The sequence below is a fragment of the Bradyrhizobium sp. genome (genome assembly GCF_049519115.1).
Lineage (GTDB): Bacteria > Pseudomonadota > Alphaproteobacteria > Rhizobiales > Xanthobacteraceae > Bradyrhizobium.
This window is the reverse complement of sequence record NZ_JBEKRB010000001.1, coordinates 45,968-66,552: the sequence shown is the minus strand read 5'-3', so window position 1 is coordinate 66,552 and position 20,585 is coordinate 45,968. Positions and strand designations below refer to the sequence as shown.

The window sequence follows — 20,585 nt, the reverse complement described above, 5'->3', positions numbered from 1 at the left end:
CCGGGAGAAGAGCGCCCTGCGTTTGATCTCCGTCAGATTGTCTGTCAATATTATCGCGACGGCCAAGATCCTCGGCGCTGGCAAAAATGCGGCCGAGGCGAATGGCCCAAGAAATGGTCCAAGAAAATCAGGGGAGTTGCACATGGAGTTAGGATTTATCGGTCTCGGCCAGATGGGCAGCCGCATGGCGATCCGGCTGCTGGACGCCGGCCACAGCCTCACGGTGTTCGACCGTGACGAAGCGGCGATGGCGAAGGTGGTGGCGCGCGGCGCGCGGCGGGCCTCCAGTGCTGCGGAAGTCGCGGCTGCTTCCGAAACCGTGCTGATGAGCCTTCCGACGCCCGACGTCGTCCGCAATGTCGTATTCGGCCCCGACGGGGTCACTGATTCCAATCGCACGACCAAACTGGTTGATCTCTCGACCACCGGTCCAAAGATGGCGATGCAAATCGCCGCCGAGCTGGACAAGGCCGGACGCATCACCTTGCTCGACGCACCGGTCAGCGGAGGCATAGCCGGTGCCGAGAAAGGCACCCTCGCCGTCATGGTCTCCGGCGAAAAAGAGGCCGTTGAGACGCTGCGGCCGGTATTGAGCGTGCTGGGCAAGGTGTTCGTATGCGGCGACAAGCCCGGCATGGGACAAACCCTGAAGCTCGCCAACAACATCATTGCGGTGGCGGCGCTCGCGATCTCTTCGGAAGCGATGGCGATGGGCGCCAAGGCCGGTCTCGATCCTCAGATCATGATCGACACCATCATGGCCTCGAGCGGCGGCAACGTCGCGCTGCGCGATAAATTCCCCAAGGCCGTTCTCACCGGTACCTTCGATTTCGGTTTTGCCACCGGCCTTTCCTACAAGGACGTTCGCCTTTGCGTCGATGAGGCGGAAGCCATGGGCGTGCCGATGGTAGTCGGCGCGGCGGTGCGGCAGCTAATGGCCGTGACCAACGCCACGTTTGGCCCAGACAGCGACTTTACGTCGGTGGCACGGGTGCTGGAGGGATGGGCCGGCGTGAAGATACGCTCGCGACCCAAATAAACCTAAGGCGCGATACCGAACTTATAAAAAACAAAAGTCAGACGGGGGGAAGTTGTGGCGAATAGCGCTGTCGATATTGGCTGGCGGCTCGACCGCTTGAATATTTCACGGTTTCACTGGCGCGTGCTGGCGCTGATTGCGGCCGGCATGTTTTTCGATTCGTTCGACCTCTATCTGGCCAGCGGCGTTCTCGGCGCCCTGGTGCAGTCGGGGGAATCGACCATTTCCCTGAATGCGACATTCATCTCGGCAACTTTTCTCGGCATGATGATCGGAGCCTGGTGCGCCGGGCTGCTCGGCGACCGGTTCGGCCGCAAATTCAGCTACCAGTTCAATCTGATGCTATTCGGCGGAGCATCGCTGGCGGGCGCGTTCTGTCCCTCCATGCCATGGCTGATCGTCGCGCGGTTTTTCATGGGCCTGGGGCTTGGTGCTGAAATCGTGGTCGGCTACGGCACCATCAGCGAGTTCATTCCCGCGCGCCACCGCGGGCGCTTTGCCGCACTGCTCAACCTGATCATCAACAGCAGCTTGTTCCTGGCAACGGTGATCGGCTGGCTCGTGATCCCGAAATTCGGCTGGCGCTGGATGTTTGCGATCGTCTCCGTCGGCGCCTTCGTCGTCTGGTTCCTGCGCCGTTCCTTGCCGGAATCGCCGCGATGGCTGGTTGCCCAAGGCCGCCTCGAAGAAGCCGAGAAAATCGTCAGCCGGGCCGAGGCGGAATCGACCGTCAGCAAGGAAGCGCCGACGACACCACCGGCACCTGCCGCAAGCCGAACCTATACGCTCGGCGATCTCTTTCGTCCGCCGCTATTGGTTCGCACGATCCTGGCCGTCGTCGTGACGGTGTGCCTTCTCACCTTCAATTTTGCCTTTGTGAGCTGGGTTCCGACCTTCCTGGTCAAACAGGGACTTGGCATCTCGAACTCGCTCGGCGTCTCGGCATTGATCTTCGCTGGCGGTCCGCTCGGCTCGCTGATCGGTCTGTTGCTCTGTGAAAAGATTGGCCGGCGATGGGGTATCGTTGCATTTTCGGCGGTCGGCATCGCGGTGAGCGCGGCCTATGTCAGCGTCACCGACGTGACGCTCGTGGTCACCTTCGGCTTCCTGGTGAGTTGCGTGATTTATATCTTGTCGTCGCTGAGCATCGCCTGCTACGTGCCGGAACTGTTCCCGACCGAAGTCCGGTTGCGCGGCAGCGGGATCGCCAACACGGCCGGGCGTGCCGTCAACATCGCCGTCCCCTACGCCATCGCGGCCACGTTCGACGAATTCGGCCTCTATGGCGTACTCGGACTGATCAGCGCCGCGCTATTACTTCAAATGATCATGCTGACAACGATGGGCATCGAGACCAAAGGGCGTTCGCTGGAGGAACTCGCAAGCGCATAAAGCGCTCTAGGTACCCAAAGCAAAGAAGGCCGCAGTCACCTGCGGCCCTCATGTCTACTGTCTCGGCGGATAGCTAATTCGGCTGCTATCCGCTCAATTGCGCGATCACTTCCCTTCTTGCACTTCTTTCAGGGCTTCGCGCGCGTTACGGAACGCGTCGATACCGGAAGGCACGCCGCAATAGACCGCAACCTGCAGGAATATCTCCTTGATCTCTTCGACGGTGAGCCCGTTCTTCAAGGCGCCTTTAACGTGAAGCTTCAGTTCGTGCGGGCGGCCGAGAGCGCCGAGCATGGCCAGATTGATGATGCTGCGCGTACGCCGATCAAGCCCCGGCCGCGTCCACAGCGCGCCCCAGCAGAATTCCGTCGACCATTCCGCCATGGTACGGGTGAATTCGTCCGCGCCCGCGATTGACTTGTTGACGTAGTCTTCGCCGAGCACCTCTTTGCGGACTTTGAGGCCCTTTTCGAACAGTTCGGTCTTGCTCATGATTTCCTTCCTTGGTTGAGCTGATTTTTGCGCATCCGGAAATGTGTCGCCTGAGTATTATTCCCAACGATGCGATTTCCTCGAATTGCTGCCCACAATCCTAGTCCGGGGTGCGACCTACTGTCGACCGCAAATTCTCCCGCTTGACAGATTGACAGACAATCTCAACAGTCGGAACCGATGGCCATGCATAAAAGGCCGCGAAAAGGCGCCTCGAAACAACGGGACGCCATCGGGAGTGAAACCGGCTGGACAGCGCGCGGCCTCGGGCGATGCACCAACATCGCAACCTGAGTGCGGCGACTGGCCGGCCAAACCAGGAGGCCCAAGGCCGCCGATGAGCCAATTCATCGAAAGCTTTCTGCAAGCCATGACCGCCGGGCTGTTGATCGGCGCGGTCTATGGCCTGATGTGCGTCGGGCTCGGGCTGATCTTCGGCGTCATGCGCGTCATCAATTTCGCCCATGGCGATTTCATGATGATCGGCATGTACGCCGCGTTCTATCTGTTCACGCTGGCCGGCGTGCAGACCGTCTTCGGCAATACGATCGGGCCATTCATCTCGATTCTGCTGGCAGGCCCGATCCTTGCGGTGTTCGGCTATGCCATCCACGGCCTGTTGATTTCGCGTGTATCCGGCACCCGAACCGCTTCGCTCGAAGGCGAAGGGCATTATGCGCAACTGATCCTGACGCTCGGGATTGCTCTGATCCTGCAAAATGGCGGACTGATCGTGTTCGGATCGGTGCTCGCTTCGATCCGAACCCCCTTGTCGAGTTCGGCCTGGGAACTCGGCCCGTTCTTCGACATCAGCATTTTCGTCAACAAGGCGCGGGGGATCGACGCCATCGTCGCTTTCGTGACGATGGCATTATTGAGCCTGATGATCACGCGCTCGCGCATCGGAAAGTCATTGCGTGCCGCCGCCGACAATCCGACAGCCGCCACCTACATGGGGATCGATGTCGATCGCGCGCACGGCGTTGCCTTTGCGATCGGCACCGGCGTCACGGCTATCGCCGGCGGCCTGCTCGCCACCAACTATCCGTTCCATCCCTTCGTCGGCCTCGACTACGTGATCGTGATGTATGCCGGCGTCGTGCTCGGCGGCATGGGCAGCATCATCGGCGCGTTCTGGGGCGGCATGACCATCGGCCTCGTGCAGCAAATGTCGACCATCGTACTGCCGACGCAGTTGCAGAATGCCGCGATCTTCGCCGTCTTCCTCCTGATCATCTTTTTCCGTCCGCAAGGTTTCTTCGGGCGGATGGTCGAGAGGACGTAAAGCGATGTCATTCCAGCGCCCGATCGTCGCCGTCGTCGCCTTCGCCGTGATCTATGCCGCGGTCTCGCTGTCAATCACGAATTCCTACTACCAGTTGATTATGACGCTGGTCCTGGTGTGGGCGATCTTCGGCCTCTCCTGGAATCTGCTCAGCGGCTACACCGGGCTGATCTCGTTCGGCCACGCCGCCTTCTTCGGCATCGGCGCCTATACCACCGCGCTCGGCCAGATCTATTTCGACCTGTCGCCCTGGTTCTCGATTCCGATCGCCGCGATGCTCGGCGGCCTTGCCGGACTGCTGGTCGGCTTTCCGACATTCCGCTTGCAGGGGCATTACTTTGCGCTGGCAATGCTCGCCTACCCGCTCGCCATTCTCTATGTCTTTGAATGGCTCGGCTTTCAGGAAGTGACGCTGCCGATCAAGCGCGACAACCCGATCGCCTACATGCAGTTCAGCGATCCCCGGCTCTACACCCTGCTGGCGCTGGCGATGCTGATCGGCACGATCCTGCTGACGCGCGCGGTCGAGCGAAGTCGATTCGGCATGGCGCTGCTGGCGATCAAGCAGAACCAGGCGGCGGCGGAAGCCGCCGGCATCAACACGCTGGCCTGGAAGCTGCGCGCGATCAGCCTTAGCGGCGCGATTGCAGGCGCGATCGGCGCCTTCTATGCGGTGGTGCTGCTGGTGGTCACGCCGCAATCCGTGTTCGGCATGCTGGTTTCTGCGCAGGCGCTGACGGTGGCGATGTTCGGCGGTGTCGGCACGGTCTGGGGACCGGTGATCGGAAGCGTGATCCTGATTCCGCTCGCCGAAACGCTCAACGCGGAAGCGGGAACGCGCTTCCCCGGCATCCAGGGCGTCATCTTCGGGCTCGCGATCATCAGCGTGATCCTGCTCGCACCGGAAGGCCTGTTCTGGAAGGTCCGCGATATCTGGCGCCGGCGTCAACTGTCACAACCGTCATCCGATTCACCCGCTGCACCGGCGACGGCAACGGTGACGCAGTTGCCGGTTCCGGCGCGGCGCGATCGGCCGGCCGCGTCGGAGGACATCATCCTCGAGGTCCGCAATCTGTCGCGCTCCTTCGGCGGCCTCAAGGCGGTCCAGAACGTCTCTTTCAAGCTTCAGCGCAACGAAATTCTCGGCATCATCGGCCCCAACGGCGCCGGCAAGACCACCTTGTTCAACCTGCTGAATGGCTTCCTGCGGCCCGATACCGGCGAAGTCCTGCTGGAGGGCCGCGACGTGTTCGCCCGCAAGCCGCATGAACTTTGCGAAGCCGGCGTGGCGCGGACATTCCAGATCATGCGGCCGTTTCAGCGCATGTCGATCTCGGACAATGTCGTCGTCGGCGCCTATGTTCGGGCCAAAACCGACACCAAGGCGAGAGAGCTGGCCGCCGACGCGATCGCGCGCGTCGGCCTTTCACCAATCGCGGATCGCATCGCCGGCGAACTCTCGACCAAGGAGTTGCGGCTGATGGAACTCGCCCGCGCGCTCGCGGGCCAGCCGAAGATTCTCCTGCTCGACGAAACGCTCGCCGGTCTCGGCCACGATGAGGCCGACGAGGTCGTCGCGGTGATCCAGCGCCTGGCACGGGACAACATCACCATCGCGATCATCGAGCATACGATGCAGGCGATGGTTCGCCTGGTCGACAACTTCCTGGTGCTGGATCACGGCGCGGTGCTGCTCGAGGGCAAGCCCGAAACTGTCACGCGCGACACGCGAGTGATCGAAGCCTATCTCGGCAAAAAATGGGTGGCCCATGCTGCGCATTGAGGGGCTCTCGACCGGCTACTCCGCGCGCCCCGTCCTGAGCGGCGTGTCGATCAATGTCGAGGCCGGCCAGTTTGTCGCGATTGTCGGCCCCAACGGCGCCGGCAAGACCACGCTGTTCAAGACGATCTCCGGAATCCTTAAACCGAGCGCGGGCACCATCGCCTTCGAAGGCCACGATCTCTTGTCGACCCCGCCGTCGCGCCGCCCGCATCTCGGCATCGCCCATGTGCCGGAGGGGCGGCAGGTGTTTCCGTCGCTCACCGTGATGGAAAACCTCGAAATGGGCGCGGTGACCGAAGCCGGACGACGCGACTGGAAAAACAATATCGAGCGCATCTTTGAATGGCTTCCGATCCTGGCCGAACGCCGCGCCCAGTTTGCCGGAACGCTGTCCGGCGGGCAGCAGCAGATGCTCGCGATCGGCCGCGGGCTTGCGTCTTCTCCGAAACTTCTGATGCTGGACGAGCCGTCGATGGGGCTGGCGCCGACCACCGCCGATCTTATTTTCGACCGGCTGATTGAAATTCGCAAACAAACGAAACTGACCATCCTGCTGGTGGAGCAGCGCGTGGCCGAAGCGCTGGAATCGGCGGACCATGGTTATGTGCTGGAAGCCGGTCGCGTGGCGCTCGAAGGCGACAAGCAGACGCTGCGCGCGGATGACCGCGTCCGGCGAGCTTATCTTGGTATGTAGAAATCTTGGAATGCAGAAAAAGACGAGAATTTCGGGAGGATAACCATGAAGAAGACATCGAAGGGTTTGGTGACACGGCGCACGGTGCTCTCGGGCGCTGCCGCGATCGGCCTATCGGGCGTGGCGCGCGCGCAAGCCCCCGCTGAGGTGAAAGTCGGCCTGATCGTGCCGATGTCCGGCATCTACACCCGGCCCGGCCAGGTGATGCGCATGGGCGCCGAAATGGGCATCGAACATATCAACGCCAAAGGCGGCATCAAGTCTTTAGGCGGCGCCAAGCTCAAGCTCGTCGTCATCGATTGCGGCGACACCACCGAAAAAGCCAAGAACGCGGCCCAGCGCATGGTGGCGCAGGAGACCGATCTGGTCGCGGCAACCGGCTCCTATCTCAGCTCCTTTACGCTGGCGACCACTGAAGTCACCGAGCGCGCGCAATTGCCGATGCTGACGCTGTCCTATTCGGACCTGATTACCGACCGCGGCTTCAAGTTCATTTTCCAGACCGCGGCAACCGCGAGCCGCCAGTCTGAGATCGGACTGCCGGAGCTGATGAAACTGTCTGAGGCCGCCGCCGGCAAGCGGCCAAAAACGGTTGCGATGATCATGGACAACACCGCGACGTCGGTGGCAACCGCCAAGGCGCTCAAGGACAAGCTCCTGGCGCAGGAGGGCCTCCAGCTCGTGGTCGATGAAGTCTGGACGCCGCCGCTGTCGGACGCCACGCCGCTGATCCAGAAAGTGCGGTCGGCTCGCCCGGATCTTTTGTTGTTCATGCCCAACGCCATATCCGATGCCAAGCTCGGCCTCGAAAAGATCAACGAGTTCGGCCTCGGCCAAGGCAAGATTCCGACCGTCTCCTTCAGCATCACGATCGCCGAGCCGGACATGCTGCAAAGCGTTACGCCTGAGGCCGTGCAAGGCATCATGACCATCGTGGCCAATTGGGGCTCCAAGGGCCACGAGGACCTCATCGCCGAGTTGAAGGCAAAATACAAAGAGCCGTGGATGACGCAGAACGCGATCTCTACCTATGGCGATATGTGGTTGATGAAGGAGGCACTCGAGAAGGCGGGCAAAGCCGACCGTCTCGCGGTCGCCGACGCCTTCCGCACCATGGATGGGGGACCTGCCAAATACTATCCGGGCGGCGAATTGAAGTTCGACGAAAAAGGCCGGCGCGTCGGCGCGGGCGTCGTGGTCGTGCAATGGCAGAACGGCGTTCCCGTCACGGTGTATCCATCGGACCTCGCGCTGGCGCAGCCGTTCTGGCCCAAAAAAGCCTAATCATAAAATTCGGGAGGGATTCATCATGCAAAAGATCAAGAAAGGCGTTCTGACACGACGTACTTTGCTCGCCGGGACATCAGCGAGTCTTGTTGCGTCCCGTGCCTGGACGCAGTCACCAACTGAAGTCAAAGTCGGATTGCTGGTGCCGATCTCCGGCATGTATGCGCGGCCGGGCACCGTGATGCGCGAGGGCGCCGAAATGGCGGTCGATCACATCAACGCGCAAGGGGGAGTGAAGGCGCTCGGTGGCGCCAAGCTCAAGCTTGTCGTGCTCGATTCCGGCGACAGCACCGAAAAAGCCAAGAGCGCCGCTCAGCGCATGGTGGCGCAGGAACCGGACCTGGTCGCGGCGAGCGCGGCCTATCTGTCGTCGTTCACGCTGGCCGTCACCGAGGTGACCGAACGGGCCAACCTTCCCGTGCTCACCCTCTCCTATTCCGACCTCATCACCGATCGCGGTTTCAAATATGTATTCCAGACCTCCGCCACGGCTGGATCGCAGGCCAAACAAGCGCTGCCGCAAATCATCGCGCTTGCGGAAGGCGCCTCCGGCAAGAAGCCGAAGACGGTCGCGATCGTCACCGACAATACCGGCGCCTCCATCGCTTCCGCCAAATCGATGCGGGAGGGCTTGCTGGCTGCCAACGGTCTGCAACTGGTCATGGACGAAACATTTACGCCGCCGCTCGCGGATGCGACGTCGCTGGTGCAGAAAGTCCGCGCTGCAAAGCCGGATCTGTTGTTCTTCCTGCCAACGGTTATTTCGGACGCCAAGCTCGTGCTGGAAAAGATGAACGAATTCGGCATGGGCCAGGGCAAGGTGCCGACCATCTCCTTTGGCATTGCGATCGCAGAGCCCGACATGTTGCAGACTGTCAGCCCCGAGCTGCTTCAGGGGGTTTTGACCTGCGTCGCAAGCTGGGGCGCCAAGGGTCACGAAGCGTTGATCGCCGAACTGAAGAAACGCTACAACGAACCATGGATGACGCAGAACGCGATTTCCACCTATGGCGACATGTGGGTGATCAAGGACGCGCTGGAAAAGGCCGGAAAAGCCGATCGCGCGGCAGTGGCCGACGCGCTTCGGACGATGGATGCCGGACCCTCGAAATATTATCCGCTCGGCGAGATCAAGTTCGACGATAAAGGCCGCCGGCTTGGTGCCGGCATGACCATCGTTCAATGGCAGTCTGGAGTCCCCGTCACGGTGTTTCCGCCGGAGTTGGCGTTGGCGCAACCCTTGTGGCCGAAGAGCTAGTCTTGGGTTTGCTTCAGAGAGAATGGATGTCGACGTGAGCAGGCAAATGGGCTCTTGTCGCCGTAAATTGCTTAAATGCTGATCTGCCGGTAAATCGTAGGGTGAGACTGGAACAGACCGAAGGCGCCTCGCCAATGGACCGACCCATCGAACTGAAATCCACGCTTCGCATCGAAGACGTCCCGACCGTGAGGGCGATCGTCGCGCGGAAACTGCGTGAGGCCATCATGTCCGGCAATCTGAAGCCGGGACAGCGGCTGGTTGAGCGCGAGCTGTGCGAGATGATGGGCGTCAGCCGGCCTTCGATCCGCGAAGCCCTGCGCTTGCTGGAAGCCGACGGGCTGGTCAACACCGTCCCTCATCGCGGCCCTATGGTCTCAACCATCAGCCTGGAGGAAGCCCGGCAGCTCTATGCCGCCCGTGCTGTGCTGGAAGGATTTGCGGGACGCGAATGCGCCCGCCTGCACGATCCCGCCGTCGTGCGGAAAATCGGAGAAGCCCTTGGCCGGTTGAAAGTGGCCCTTGCCGAGTCCGACATGATCGCAGTCCTCGAGGCCAAGACGGATTTCTACGCCGCGCTGATCGGGGGCTGCCAGAACGCCTTCATCGAGCGCATGTTGAGACCGCTGCATGACCGGATCACGTTGCTGCGCATCACGTCGATGTCGCACCCCAAACGGGTCAACAAGAGCCTGCGTGAGGTCACGGCGATCTGGCGCGCGATCCAGAGCGGTGACGAGGATCTTGCCGAACGCTGCTGCGTTGACCACATCAAGGCCGCAGCGGTCGCGGCCCTCGACATGATCGAGCGGTCCATGGCCAAGGAAAAAGCTTAACCTCAGGACCGAGCGCCCGGACTTGATCCCGGCGCTACCGTCTTTTCCGGACTGGAGATGACCCGTGAAGACTTACCAGCTTTTCATCAACGGCCAGTACGTCGATCCCGCCAACGGCGAGTGGTTCGACTCCATCGATCCCTATCGTGGCCAACCTTGGGCGAAGATTCCGCGCGGATCTGCCGCCGATGCCGACAAGGCGGTCAAAGCCGCCAACGAGGCGATGTGGCGCGGTCCGTGGTCGAAAATGACGGCTTCGGCGCGCGGCAAATTGATGCGCAAGCTTGGCGACCTCGTCGCCGCAAATGCCGAACGTCTCGCCGAAATCGAGGTCCGCGACAACGGCAAGCTGATGGCCGAGATGCTGGGCCAGCTCCGCTACCATGCGGAATGGTGGTGGTATTTCGGCGGGCTCGTCGACAAACTCGAAGGCGGCCTTGTGCCGATCGACAAGCCGGACACTTTTGCCTACACCACGCACGAGCCTGTCGGCGTTGTCGCGGCGCTGACCGCGTGGAACTCGCCGCTTTTGTTCGTCGCCTGGAAATGCGCCGCAGCGTTGGCCGCCGGTTGTGCCGTCATCGTCAAGCCATCGGAATTTACATCCGCCAGCACGCTTGAGTTCGCCGCGCTAACGAAAGAGGCCGGCATTCCCGATGGAATCTTCAACGTGGTGACGGGCTTTGGACCGGAGATCGGCAGCGAATTGATCTCGCATCCCGGCGTCGCCAAGATCACCTTTACAGGATCGGACACGACGGGCGCGAAGGTCTATGAGACCGCCGCGCGCAGTCTCAAGCGGGTTTCGCTCGAACTCGGCGGAAAATCTCCGAACATCGTCTTCGAGGATGCCGATCTCGCCGCAGCCGCGGCCGGCGCCGTCTCCGGAATCTTCGCAGCAACCGGTCAGACCTGCATCGCCGGATCTCGGTTGCTCGTGCAGAACTCGATCAAGGACAAGTTTGTCGAGCGCCTGTTGGAGTTGGCGAAATCCGCCAAGATCGGCGATCCCATGCAATCTGACACCAATATCGGCCCGGTCACGACGCCGGCGCAGTACAAGAAGATTCTTGATTATATCGACATCGCCAAGGCAGAGGGCGCGCGCTGCCTCCTTGGCGGCAAGCCAGCTTCAGGCGACGGCATCGTCGGCGGCCAGTTCGTCGAGCCGACCATTTTTACCGATGTCGACAACACCATGCGGATCGCGCGCGAAGAAGTCTTTGGGCCCGTGCTCTCGATCATCGGTTTCGACGCCGAGGAAGACGCCATTCGTATCGCCAACGACACGATCTACGGCCTTGCGGCCGGCATCTGGACCCGCGATCTCTCGCGCGCCGTGCGCGTTCCGAAGCTGCTGCGCGCCGGAACCGTCTGGGTGAATACCTACCGGGCCATCAGCTACATGATGCCGTTTGGCGGCATGAAGCATTCGGGTCTGGGGCGCGAGAGCGGCATCGACGCCGTGCACGAATATCTGGAAACGAAGAGCGTCTGGATTTCGACCGCGACGGACGTTCCAGCCAACCCGTTTGTCATGCGCTGACGCCTCTACCGCGGGTAACGGACCGGCAAAGGTCCTAACCCGCTTTTTCTGACGCCTCGGCCTTTAGACGACCCTTGCCGCCACACTTCTTGCACGGCGCAGGATAGACCCGTCGACCTGGGACCGGCTGGGCGACCGGAGGAAATCCAGTGCCGTTGCAAGCTTCGCAATCAATCTCTTCTTCAGCTTTCTTTCCACGCATTTTCAAGGTCCTTACTGAAATTTGTTGTTGGCGGGATGCCTTCATTGACTCGTCGTTGCACGTCGTTGCGAAACCAGATCGCGCAACACGTGGCGTTGAATTTTTCCGCTGCCTGTCATCGGTAGTTCGCTGAACCGCTCGATCGACTCCGGCAATTTGTAATCGGCGACCTGATCGCGCAGGAAGGCGACGAACTCGTCGAGCGTGGGGACGCTGTCGCTTTTTGGAACCACGCACAGGCAATTGCGCTCACCGAGACGGGCGTCCGGCATGCCGATCATCGCCGCATGCATCACGGCGGGATGGGTGTAGAGAATTTCCTCGACCTCGCGCGGGAAGAACTTCTTGCCGCCGCGGTTGATGATCTCCTTGCTGCGGCCGGTGATCTGCACATTGCCGTCGGCATCGACCACCCGGCCGAGATCGCCGGTGCGGAACCAGCCTTCTTTGTTGAAGGCGATCGCATTGGCATTCGGATTGTTGTGATAGCCGAGATGAATCGAGGGACCGCGCGACATCAGTTCGCCGATCTCGCCGACCGGCACGTCGCCTCCTTCGGCATCGACGATGCGCAGCTCCATCGCGTGAACCGGCCGTCCGATGGTGCCGTTGACCTTCTGCGGATCGTCGGTAAAGCGGGTATAGGTCTGGAAGCCGGCCTCCAGCATGCCGTAGAGTTCAATCAGATGGCCCTTCATCCGCTTCTGATACTCGCGGATGGTCTCGACCGCCGCCGAGGCTCCGCCGGTGATGACGACACGCAAAGACGATACGTCGAACGTCTCCGCGCCAGGCGCATTCAACAGGCCAACGAGGCCTGCCGGCGCGGTCGGGATATAACTGACGCGCTCATTCTGGATCAGCTCCAGCGCCGCACGGGGACTGAAGCGCTCCATCAGCACCAGCGTCCCGCCGGCAAGGATGCTCTGCAACAGCGTAATATAGCCCCAGTTCAAACCGAGCGGCAGAAACGCCAGGAACACCTCGCGCTCGGTCACTTCCATGTCGTGATTGAGCAGCTCGACCGCATAAAGCGTGGTGTTGAAACTATGCAGCGCGCACTTCGGATCGCCCGTCGTGCCCGACGTGAAGCACATCCGGCACACTTCATTGGGATCCATGTGCACTTTGTCGGTGGCGGCGATCGGCGCGGCAGCCCCAACGCCCGCATCGAAATCGTGCATGCCATCGACCGCGCCGCCGACGACGATCAGCCGCTTGATCTCAGGATTGTCCCGCTGCAGGCCGCGCGCCATGCCGGCGTAATCGAAATCCTTCCATTCCTTCGGGAAAACATAGGCGGAGCTGCCGGAGAACTTCAGCATGTAGCTGAGCTCGCGGGCGCGGAAATCCGGATTGACCTTGTTGGCGATCGCGCCCAGCAGTTCAAGCGCAATGAACGCGACCGCAAATTCGATTCGGTTGGGAAGCTGGATCGTGACGACATCGCCACGGTCTATGCCGATGGAACGATAAAATTGCGCGGCTCGTTCGATCCGGTCCCTGAGTGCGCCGTAGCTGATGGAACCCCGCTGATCCCTGATGGCCACGCGGCCCGGATGCTTGGCGGCCTGCTCGGAGAGGATGTCGAAGACGGTCTTCTGCATCCAGAGTTTTTCGCGCGTATACTTCTCGGCGAGTTCGGCAGGCATCATATTGACGTAAGTCATGACTTCCTCCCTCAACGCACGGCGCGGAAAAGACCACCGTCGACCGGGATGACGGTGCCGGTGATGTAGCTGCCGCGCGGCGACACCAGGAGAGCGACGAGGCTCGCGATATCGCTCACCGTTCCGATGCGCCCCAGCGGCACTTCCTGCTCGAGTTCGCTGCGCATCTGCTCGGCCGGCTTCTCGCTCGCCGAGAACACCTTCTCCAGGCGCTGGGTGTCAATATAACCGGGACAGATGGTGTTGACGTTGATGCCGAAGCGCGCCGTCTCGAGCGCCAGCGTCTTGGCGTAGCCGATCACCGCGCCCCAGCTCGCTACGGAGAGGCCGAAGCGCGGGATCGGCTGAATGGCCGAGATGGCCGTAATATTGAGGATGCTGCCGCCGGTCTTTTGCATATGCGGCAGCACGCCGCGGCACATGCGCGCCACATACATGAAGTTCTGCTCCATCGCCTTCTGCCAGGCGGCATCATCGAACGTCGCGATATCTCCGAGCGGCGGCGCGCCGTCGTTGTTGACCAGGATATCGATGCGGCCGCACGCCTCGCTGACCGTATTGACGACGCGTTCGCAATCCGCCGCCTGACGGCAATCCGCCTGCACGGGGAGGATTTCCGCACCGGTCTCGGCCGCCATCTTTTCCGCAGCGGCACGTAGATCCTTTTCCCGACGTGCGGTGATGGCGACACGGGCGCCTTCGGCAGCGAGAACATGCGCGATGCCGTAACCGATGCCCTGGCTCGCACCGCCGACGATGGCGCACTTGCCTTTGAGATCGAGGTTCATGTCTTCAGGCTTTCGAAAAAGGCTTGCGCGTTCCGGTGAAAGATCCCCTCCAGCACCTCATCGGGATAGCCTTGCGCTTTCCAGTCGCCGACCAGCCGCTCGTAACTGAGCAAGGGATAATCGGCGCCGAACATGATGCGGTGCTTGAGCCGGCGCGGAATCTCGTGGCGCAGATCGGCGGTGTGATATTTCGGCGACCAGCCGTGCAGCTCGTACCAGATGTTGCGCTTGTGCATGAGAACGGCGATCGTTTCCGCCTGCCACGGCCATCCCGGCCGCGCGGCGACGATCTTCATCTCGGGATAGGTCGCCGCGACGCGGTCGAGGTGGCGCGGATGACAGTCATCGAGGATGACGCCGGCGCCGCCGGGCAGACCCGCCCCAAGCCCGGTGGTGCCGACGAAGATCAGCACCGGGATATTGGCCTCGATGCAGAGCTTGTAAAACGGCGCATATAGCGGATCGCTGGCCGGCGGGCTCAGCGACGCCGAGACGCCATAGCCGAGAAAGCCGATGCGCTTGTCGATGCAACGGCGCAGCTCGCGCAATCCTGCCTCGCCGGAACGCGGATCGATATGGATCCAGTGCCCGAGAATGACGTCGCGATGCGCGGCTTCGGTCTCGAAAGCATAATCGTGCAGCGCGCGGGCCTCGTCCATCGGCAGGAATTTCGAGAAGCCGAAATCGAGAATGGCCTGCACGCCGGAGTCGCGGAAATACTGCGCCATCTCGGCTTCGGAATGGTAATTGACCTGCGAATTCCAGGTCGCCTTTTGTTGTTCCCGCTCGGCCGGAGTTTGCAGGGGGTATCCGCGCTTGGTGCCCCAATGCGAATGCACGTCGATGATTTTCATGCGTGAGCAACTCCGAGATAGGAACGTTGAATGCGATCGTCGGCGAGAAGCAGGCTGCTTTCGCCTTCGGCGGCGATGCGGCCGTTTTCCAGCACATAACAATAATGCACGACGCGCAGCACCTTGCGCGCGTTCTGCTCGGCGATGAAGACGGTCGTGCCGGCGGCATTGATCCGTTTGATGACGTCGAGGATGAGGTCGAACGCTTTGGGCGCGAGCCCAAGCGACGGCTCGTCCATCAACAGGCAACGCGGCCCCGACATCAGCGCGCGCCCGACGGCCAGCATCTGCTGTTCGCCGCCGGAGAGGAGCGCTGCCGCCTGCCGCTCGCGTTCGCGCAGGATCGGAAACAGCGAGAACACCTCCTGCATCCGCGCTTTTTCGTCCAGTCCCGCCACCAGATAAGCGCCCATTTCGAGATTCTCGCGCACGCTCATCTCGCCGAACAGATGCCTTCCTTGCGGCACCTGAATGAGACCGCGTGCGACGAGGTCGGCGGAAGACAGACTTGTGACGTCGTTGCCGGCAAATTCGATGCGGCCGCCCTGCATCGTGGCAAGTCCAGACACCGCGCGCATCAGAGTGGTCTTGCCGGCGCCATTGGCGCCGAGCAGGCCGACGATCCGCCCCGTTGCAATTTCGAGGTTGATGTCGCGCACCACAGGAACGCGGCCATAGCCGGCACAGAATCCGGTGAGACGCAAACTCATGCGGCGTCTCCCAGATAGGCTTCGATCACGGCCGTATTGGCCTGCATCTCCGCGGGCGTTCCGCTCGCCAGCCATCGTCCCTGATTGAGCACCGTGACGCGCTCGGCCAGGTTCATCAGCACGTGCATGTTGTGTTCGACCACAACTAATGTAATGCCGTGTTCGCGGGCAAGCATGCGCATGGTCGTCACAGCCGCTTCCGCTTCCGCCTCGCTCATGCCGGAGATGGGCTCGTCGAGCAAAAGCAGCTTCGGTTCGGCGGCAAGCGCGCGCGCAATGTCGACGCGTTTCTGAATGCCGAAGGGCAACAGCCCTGCCCGCGTGTCGGCATAGACCGTGAGATCGAAGGCCTCTAACAGCAGGCGCGTTTGCTCGCGCGTCTGGCGCTCGGATTGACCGGCTTTTCCCAATCGAAGCGCGGCGGCCAACAGGCCATAGGATTGATGCCGGTAGAATCCGGTCAGGACATTATCGAAGACGCTTCGATCGCCGAATAACTCCACATGCTGGAAGGTGCGGCCAAGCCCAACCGACGAAATCAGATGCGGCGCGACGCCGGCAATTTCTCTATCCGCAAACCGGATCGATCCCGAATGCGCGGCGACCATGCCGGTGACGGCATTGATCAGCGACGTCTTGCCCGCACCATTGGGCCCAATGATGCCGTGGATTTCGCCGGAGTTAATCACGAGCGAGACATCGGTGACGGCGGCAACGCCGCCGAAGCGGACCGAGAGTGCGTTGATTTCAAGAAGCGCCATAGACGGGCTCCTTGGCAGGTGGCTTGGCGGGCGGAGGTTCGGCAAGCGGTTTGGCGGGCCGCAACAGCTCCAGTCTGGCTGCGAGACCAACCAGTCCTTTCGGCAGGAACAACAGCGTGCCGAGCAGGATGAGGCCGTAGATCAACTCGCCGTATTCCTGAACGCCGCGCAGCGCTTCGGGCAACGCGGTCAGCGCGACAGCGCCGACGATCGAACCCGCGATCGAGCCCAGCCCGCCCACGACGATGAAGGTGATGTGCTGGATCGACGCCAGGATGCCGAACTCGGGCGGATCGATGAAGCCGACGACGCTGGCGAGCAGGCCGCCGGCGAAACCCGCAAAGGCGGCATTGAGCGAAAACGCAATCACCTTGACGCGAGCCACGGGAATACCGAGCGCTTGCGCCGCAAACGGACTCTGCCGCACGGCATCGAAGGCGCGGCCATAGCGCGAACGCTGAACGTTATAGCCCACCACGACGGCAGCCGTCGTAAGCACAAACACAAAGAAATAGAGCGCGCCGTTGGACTGCAATGTGAGGCCGAAGATATCCGGCTTCGGCACCTTGAGCCCGCGAATGCCGCCGGTGTAGTCGGGAAACTCCTCGATGACGATGCCGACAAGCTCAAGGAAACCGAGCGTCGTCAGCGCGAGGTATAGCCCTGAAAGCCGTCGCGCCGGATAGCCGAGCGCCGCCCCCAACAAAGCGGAAACGACAACGCTTGCGGGCAGCGCGATCAACGTCGGCAACCCGAAATGGGTCGCGCACAGCGCCGTGCAATAGGCGCCGATCCCCATGAAGGACGCATTGCAGAGCGAGATCTGGCCGCAATTGCCGCTGAGGAGGTTGAGGCCGACGGCGACGATGACGTTGATCATCGCGAGTTCGACGAGATACAAATAGTAACTGGTCGCGACCAGCGGCAACGCCGCAAGAAACGCAAGGCCAACGAGGATCAATAGAACACGCCCGCGCACCGCTACACCCGTCGTACGCTGGAGGCGCCGGCAAGCCCCTGCGGGCGCAGCAACAACAGCAGAATGAGCACGCCGAACGGCACCAGGTTCTTGAAGGTCGCGCCAAAGAATGCGCCGGCATAGGTCTCGAGCAGACCGAGCAACAACCCGCCGACGACCGCGCCGCCGAGGCTGGAAAAGCCGCCGATCACCGCTGCGACCAGACCTTTAAGAATGAGATGGCCGATCTCGGGATTGATTCCGATCACCGGCGCCAACAACAGGCCGACGAAGGCGCCGAGCATAGTCGAGAGCGCCCAGGCGGCGGAGAATACCGAGCCGATGCGGATTCCCATCAGCTTGGCCGCGATCGGATCGAGCGCGGTGGCCCGCATGGCCTTGCCGAATTTGCTGTAGCCAAAGAACAGAAACAGCGCGGCGACCACCACGACGGTGCTGAGGATGAACACTAAATAGGCCGGATTGAGCCGCAGCGCGCCGAGCGCCAGAGGCGGTCCGACAAAGGGCGCGTCGATCGAAAACGTGTTGTCCTGCCAATGCAAGCGGATCGCAGCCTTGATGATGAACCCGATCGCAAAGGTGACGATGACCAGCGTGAACTCCGACTGATTTGCAATGGGGCGGATCAACAATCGCTCGGTCGCCATGCCGAACATCGCGGCGCCGACCAGAACAAGCGGCACCACCGCCAGATAAGGCAGACCGAGGCCGGAGAGGATCAGAGCCAGATAAGCACCGAAGGTGACGATCTCGCCTTGCGCGAAATTGACGATGCCGCTTGCCTTGAACGGCAGCACCAGCGCAAGACCCACCAGCGCGTAGATGCTGCCGATGCTTAAGCCCGACAAAGCAAGCTGGAGGATGATCCGCCAGGTCATGACGCCGTTCTCGTTCGCACCATTACCTCACTGGTAGCGCTTGAGAATGTCGCTCTCGCGTTTGCCCTCGAAAGCGACCGGTTCCCATTCTCCATTCTTCACCTGCATCGCCTGCAAGCGCAGATTGCCGATGTGATGCTTCTTGGTGAAGGTGAGCGGCGAGGCGATCGCGCCGGCGCGGTAATCATGCGTGGCTTCGAGCGTGTCGATCAGCCTGTCGGTCGTGAGATCCTTGCCGGCGCGCTTGAGCGCATCCGACACCGCGTACATGTCGGAATAGGAGAGGACGTCAAAGACGTTTGGACGCCCGGCCGGCAGGTTGGGATATTCCTGCTTCCATTTCGCCACCCAGGATTTCATTTCCGGATTCGACGATGACGGCAATAGCGGGAGCAGCGCAAAGCCGCTCGCGCCTTCCGCCGCCTGTTTGGCGACATTCAGAAGGCTCTGATCGACCATGGTGGTGCCAAGAAAGAACGAGGCGTTGATTCCCAGTTCCTTTGCCTGACGCATGGCGATCGCAGCTTCCGCCGGATTGCCGAAGATTGCGATCACTTGCGGATCGGCGCCCTGAATATCAAGGAGCTGCGGGGTGAAATCCTTGTCGCCGATATTGAATTCGGCGCGCTTGACCGGAGCGGTCTGGTACCAGTTCTTCAGTTGCGCGGTGAGCGCGTCGCCCTCGTTCTTCGGATATTCCTCGCGGCCATTGAGAATCGCGATCTTCGTCGCCTTCAGATAATCGTGCAAATATTCGGCGTAGAGCTCGCCGTAGCGCGGCACTTCGGTGGTGCCGCCGCGGAACAGATTACGCGCGAACGGCCAGGTGACCCCGGGCGCCGACGCAAAGGACACGTACATTACGCGGCCGTTCTCGCGCACGAAATCGATCGCGCCCAACGTGCCGTTACTGCCGGCGACGCAGAAGATCATGAACACATGATCCTGATCGATGAGCTTCTTCACCGCCGCAAGCGCCTTGGTCGGCGAATGTCCGTCATCCTCGAAGATCATCGAGAGCTTGCGTCCGTTGATGCCGCCGGCCGCATTGATTTCCTTGATCGCGAGGTTGGCGCCGTCACGGCCGGCAAGACCGATATAGGCGGCGGGACCGGTGATCGGACCGAAGGCGCCGATCGTGATGCTGTCCGGCGTCATGCCGGGTTCGTCGGCACGTGCCTGAGTGGAGAACGCGCCAAAGGACACGCCAAAGAACCCGCCGAGCACGACGGCCGCCCAAAGCGCGCCACGAAGCCCCTTCCCAAACATCAGAACCTCCCCTATATTTTCTTCTGACTGAGCGCTCAGTCAAGTCCAGACAACCTTGAATGTCAATGCGACATTCCTTCCCCCTCAAGCGCAAAAGGCACGATCAAGGCCGCAAAAAGAGCCAACAAAGAGAACGGCTAAGCCATGAAAGCAGCAACCCTTCGCACCACCGCCCTCCGCTCGGTCGGAACCAACACCAAGGACCCCGATCTCATTCGCGATCGGCGCGAGCAGCTGATTCGCGCCGCACTCGCGGTGTTTCAGGAGAAAGGCTTTCATGCCGCGACGGTGCGCGACATCGGCCGCGTGGCCGGCCTCACCCAGGGCACGATCTACAATTACGTGCGCTCGAAGGAAGACATCCTGTTCCTGGTCTGCGACCGCGTGATTGCCGAATACATTTCCAGCATGGAAGAAGCCGTGGCGGCGGCCGGCGATCCGGCCGCGCGGCTACGCGCAGCCCTGCGCGGGGTGACGCGGGTGATGATCGACCAGAGCAGCGCGATCCTGCTGGTTTATCACGAGACCCATAATCTCGACCGCCGCTCGCTGCGAAGCCTGCTGGCGCGCGTCCAAGGCTGGATCAGACGGTTCGAGGAGTTGATCGTCGACGCCCTCGGCCCGGATCACCTTCCGAAGACGAAGCGGGGCCTGTTGACCAATATCGTGACGTTCCTGCCGACGCTCATCGCGCTGCGCGGCTGGTCGCTGCCGAAGGACCTTACCCACGATCAATATACCGACTGGCTCGTCGAATTCATGATGCGCGGGCTCGGTTTGGATAAACCAGGCGGCACTGTGTAGTCGTCGCCGCGATCACGATTCAGAGCCCGGCGAATAGCGTGGCCTGACGCGTCCCTGG

General features: G+C 61.5%; 19 protein-coding genes. 10 read left to right on the top strand and 9 right to left on the bottom strand.

Annotated elements, in window-relative coordinates; translation table 11 throughout:
- Positions 1-142 precede the first annotated feature (142 nt).
- Positions 143-1,039: an NAD(P)-dependent oxidoreductase gene (locus ABSE61_RS00345; RefSeq protein WP_423869061.1), complete on the top strand. Its 897-nt coding sequence runs from the start codon at positions 143-145 to the stop codon at positions 1,037-1,039.
- 54 nt (positions 1,040-1,093) lie between these two features.
- Positions 1,094-2,431, top strand: a complete 1,338-nt coding sequence (locus ABSE61_RS00340; RefSeq protein WP_423869060.1) for an MFS transporter — start codon at positions 1,094-1,096, stop codon at positions 2,429-2,431.
- A gap of 105 nt (positions 2,432-2,536) precedes the next feature.
- Here the strand turns inward: ABSE61_RS00340 and ABSE61_RS00335 are convergent, their stop codons facing one another.
- Positions 2,537-2,923 (bottom strand): carboxymuconolactone decarboxylase family protein, encoded by a 387-nt coding sequence (locus ABSE61_RS00335; RefSeq protein WP_423869059.1) that lies wholly within the window; start codon positions 2,921-2,923, stop codon positions 2,537-2,539.
- Between the two features lie 349 nt (positions 2,924-3,272).
- On the opposite strand from ABSE61_RS00335, the gene ABSE61_RS00330 reads away from it, so the two are divergent.
- The 7 genes from ABSE61_RS00330 to ABSE61_RS00300 all read left to right on the top strand — a co-directional run bounded on the left by ABSE61_RS00330 (position 3,273) and on the right by ABSE61_RS00300 (position 11,612).
- Positions 3,273-4,208, top strand: a complete 936-nt coding sequence (locus ABSE61_RS00330) for a branched-chain amino acid ABC transporter permease (RefSeq protein WP_490338362.1) — start codon at positions 3,273-3,275, stop codon at positions 4,206-4,208.
- 4 nt (positions 4,209-4,212) lie between these two features.
- Complete coding sequence (locus ABSE61_RS00325; RefSeq protein WP_423869057.1) at positions 4,213-5,991, top strand: branched-chain amino acid ABC transporter ATP-binding protein/permease; 1,779 nt, start codon at positions 4,213-4,215, stop codon at positions 5,989-5,991.
- Positions 5,978-6,685, top strand: coding sequence for an ABC transporter ATP-binding protein (locus tag ABSE61_RS00320; RefSeq protein ID WP_423869056.1), 708 nt, complete (start codon positions 5,978-5,980; stop codon positions 6,683-6,685). Before ABSE61_RS00325 ends, ABSE61_RS00320 begins: the two co-directional genes overlap by 14 nt.
- Before the next feature lie 45 nt (positions 6,686-6,730).
- Positions 6,731-7,969 (top strand): ABC transporter substrate-binding protein, encoded by a 1,239-nt coding sequence (locus ABSE61_RS00315; RefSeq protein WP_423869055.1) that lies wholly within the window; start codon positions 6,731-6,733, stop codon positions 7,967-7,969.
- Between the two features lie 25 nt (positions 7,970-7,994).
- On the top strand, positions 7,995-9,230 hold the full coding sequence (locus ABSE61_RS00310) for an ABC transporter substrate-binding protein (RefSeq protein ID WP_423869054.1): 1,236 nt from the start codon (positions 7,995-7,997) through the stop codon (positions 9,228-9,230).
- A gap of 134 nt (positions 9,231-9,364) precedes the next feature.
- Positions 9,365-10,066, top strand: coding sequence for a GntR family transcriptional regulator (locus ABSE61_RS00305; protein WP_423869053.1), 702 nt, complete (start codon positions 9,365-9,367; stop codon positions 10,064-10,066).
- A gap of 64 nt (positions 10,067-10,130) precedes the next feature.
- On the top strand, positions 10,131-11,612 hold the full coding sequence (locus ABSE61_RS00300) for an aldehyde dehydrogenase (protein WP_423869052.1): 1,482 nt from the start codon (positions 10,131-10,133) through the stop codon (positions 11,610-11,612).
- Between the two features lie 243 nt (positions 11,613-11,855).
- On the opposite strand, the gene ABSE61_RS00295 is transcribed toward ABSE61_RS00300, so the two are convergent.
- Genes ABSE61_RS00295 through ABSE61_RS00260 form a run of 8 tightly spaced genes read right to left on the bottom strand, consistent with a single transcriptional unit; the run spans position 11,856 to position 19,723 of the window.
- Positions 11,856-13,484 (bottom strand): AMP-binding protein, encoded by a 1,629-nt coding sequence (locus ABSE61_RS00295; RefSeq protein ID WP_423869051.1) that lies wholly within the window; start codon positions 13,482-13,484, stop codon positions 11,856-11,858.
- An 11-nt stretch (positions 13,485-13,495) separates the two neighbouring features.
- Entirely contained in the window at positions 13,496-14,272 is a 777-nt protein-coding gene (locus tag ABSE61_RS00290; RefSeq protein ID WP_423869050.1) for an SDR family NAD(P)-dependent oxidoreductase, read from the bottom strand.
- Positions 14,269-15,126 (bottom strand): amidohydrolase family protein, encoded by an 858-nt coding sequence (locus tag ABSE61_RS00285; protein ID WP_423869049.1) that lies wholly within the window; start codon positions 15,124-15,126, stop codon positions 14,269-14,271. The genes ABSE61_RS00290 and ABSE61_RS00285 overlap by 4 nt, the downstream gene beginning before the upstream one ends.
- Positions 15,123-15,836 carry an ABC transporter ATP-binding protein gene (locus ABSE61_RS00280; protein ID WP_423869048.1) on the bottom strand — a complete coding sequence of 238 codons (714 nt, stop codon included), beginning with the start codon at positions 15,834-15,836 and terminating at the stop codon, positions 15,123-15,125. Before ABSE61_RS00280 ends, ABSE61_RS00285 begins: the two co-directional genes overlap by 4 nt.
- Positions 15,833-16,597: an ABC transporter ATP-binding protein gene (locus ABSE61_RS00275; RefSeq protein WP_423869047.1), complete on the bottom strand. Its 765-nt coding sequence runs from the start codon at positions 16,595-16,597 to the stop codon at positions 15,833-15,835. Before ABSE61_RS00275 ends, ABSE61_RS00280 begins: the two co-directional genes overlap by 4 nt.
- The gene (locus tag ABSE61_RS00270; protein ID WP_423869046.1) at positions 16,584-17,576 is read right to left on the bottom strand and encodes a branched-chain amino acid ABC transporter permease; all 993 of its coding nucleotides are present in this window, start codon (positions 17,574-17,576) and stop codon (positions 16,584-16,586) included. The genes ABSE61_RS00275 and ABSE61_RS00270 overlap by 14 nt, the downstream gene beginning before the upstream one ends.
- 2 nt (positions 17,577-17,578) lie before the next feature.
- Positions 17,579-18,454, bottom strand: a complete 876-nt coding sequence (locus tag ABSE61_RS00265; protein WP_423869045.1) for a branched-chain amino acid ABC transporter permease — start codon at positions 18,452-18,454, stop codon at positions 17,579-17,581.
- A 27-nt stretch (positions 18,455-18,481) separates the two neighbouring features.
- The gene (locus ABSE61_RS00260; protein WP_423869044.1) at positions 18,482-19,723 is read right to left on the bottom strand and encodes an ABC transporter substrate-binding protein; all 1,242 of its coding nucleotides are present in this window, start codon (positions 19,721-19,723) and stop codon (positions 18,482-18,484) included.
- A 144-nt stretch (positions 19,724-19,867) separates the two neighbouring features.
- Here ABSE61_RS00260 and ABSE61_RS00255 point away from each other — a divergent pair, with 144 nt between their 5' ends.
- On the top strand, positions 19,868-20,527 hold the full coding sequence (locus ABSE61_RS00255; protein WP_423869043.1) for a TetR/AcrR family transcriptional regulator: 660 nt from the start codon (positions 19,868-19,870) through the stop codon (positions 20,525-20,527).
- Positions 20,528-20,585: the final 58 nt, after the last annotated feature.

Coding starts and splice junctions, on each gene's coding strand:
- ABSE61_RS00260 (WP_423869044.1), bottom strand. CDS start 19,723: ATGTTTGGGAAGGGGCTTCGTGGCGCGCTTTGGGCGGCCGTCGTGCTC.
- ABSE61_RS00310 (WP_423869054.1), top strand. CDS start 7,995: ATGCAAAAGATCAAGAAAGGCGTTCTGACACGACGTACTTTGCTCGCC.
- ABSE61_RS00345 (WP_423869061.1), top strand. CDS start 143: ATGGAGTTAGGATTTATCGGTCTCGGCCAGATGGGCAGCCGCATGGCG.
- ABSE61_RS00335 (WP_423869059.1), bottom strand. CDS start 2,923: ATGAGCAAGACCGAACTGTTCGAAAAGGGCCTCAAAGTCCGCAAAGAG.
- ABSE61_RS00285 (WP_423869049.1), bottom strand. CDS start 15,126: ATGAAAATCATCGACGTGCATTCGCATTGGGGCACCAAGCGCGGATAC.
- ABSE61_RS00275 (WP_423869047.1), bottom strand. CDS start 16,597: ATGGCGCTTCTTGAAATCAACGCACTCTCGGTCCGCTTCGGCGGCGTT.
- ABSE61_RS00265 (WP_423869045.1), bottom strand. CDS start 18,454: ATGACCTGGCGGATCATCCTCCAGCTTGCTTTGTCGGGCTTAAGCATC.
- ABSE61_RS00280 (WP_423869048.1), bottom strand. CDS start 15,836: ATGAGTTTGCGTCTCACCGGATTCTGTGCCGGCTATGGCCGCGTTCCT.
- ABSE61_RS00320 (WP_423869056.1), top strand. CDS start 5,978: ATGCTGCGCATTGAGGGGCTCTCGACCGGCTACTCCGCGCGCCCCGTC.
- ABSE61_RS00315 (WP_423869055.1), top strand. CDS start 6,731: ATGAAGAAGACATCGAAGGGTTTGGTGACACGGCGCACGGTGCTCTCG.
- ABSE61_RS00325 (WP_423869057.1), top strand. CDS start 4,213: ATGTCATTCCAGCGCCCGATCGTCGCCGTCGTCGCCTTCGCCGTGATC.
- ABSE61_RS00255 (WP_423869043.1), top strand. CDS start 19,868: ATGAAAGCAGCAACCCTTCGCACCACCGCCCTCCGCTCGGTCGGAACC.
- ABSE61_RS00305 (WP_423869053.1), top strand. CDS start 9,365: ATGGACCGACCCATCGAACTGAAATCCACGCTTCGCATCGAAGACGTC.
- ABSE61_RS00295 (WP_423869051.1), bottom strand. CDS start 13,484: ATGACTTACGTCAATATGATGCCTGCCGAACTCGCCGAGAAGTATACG.
- ABSE61_RS00290 (WP_423869050.1), bottom strand. CDS start 14,272: ATGAACCTCGATCTCAAAGGCAAGTGCGCCATCGTCGGCGGTGCGAGC.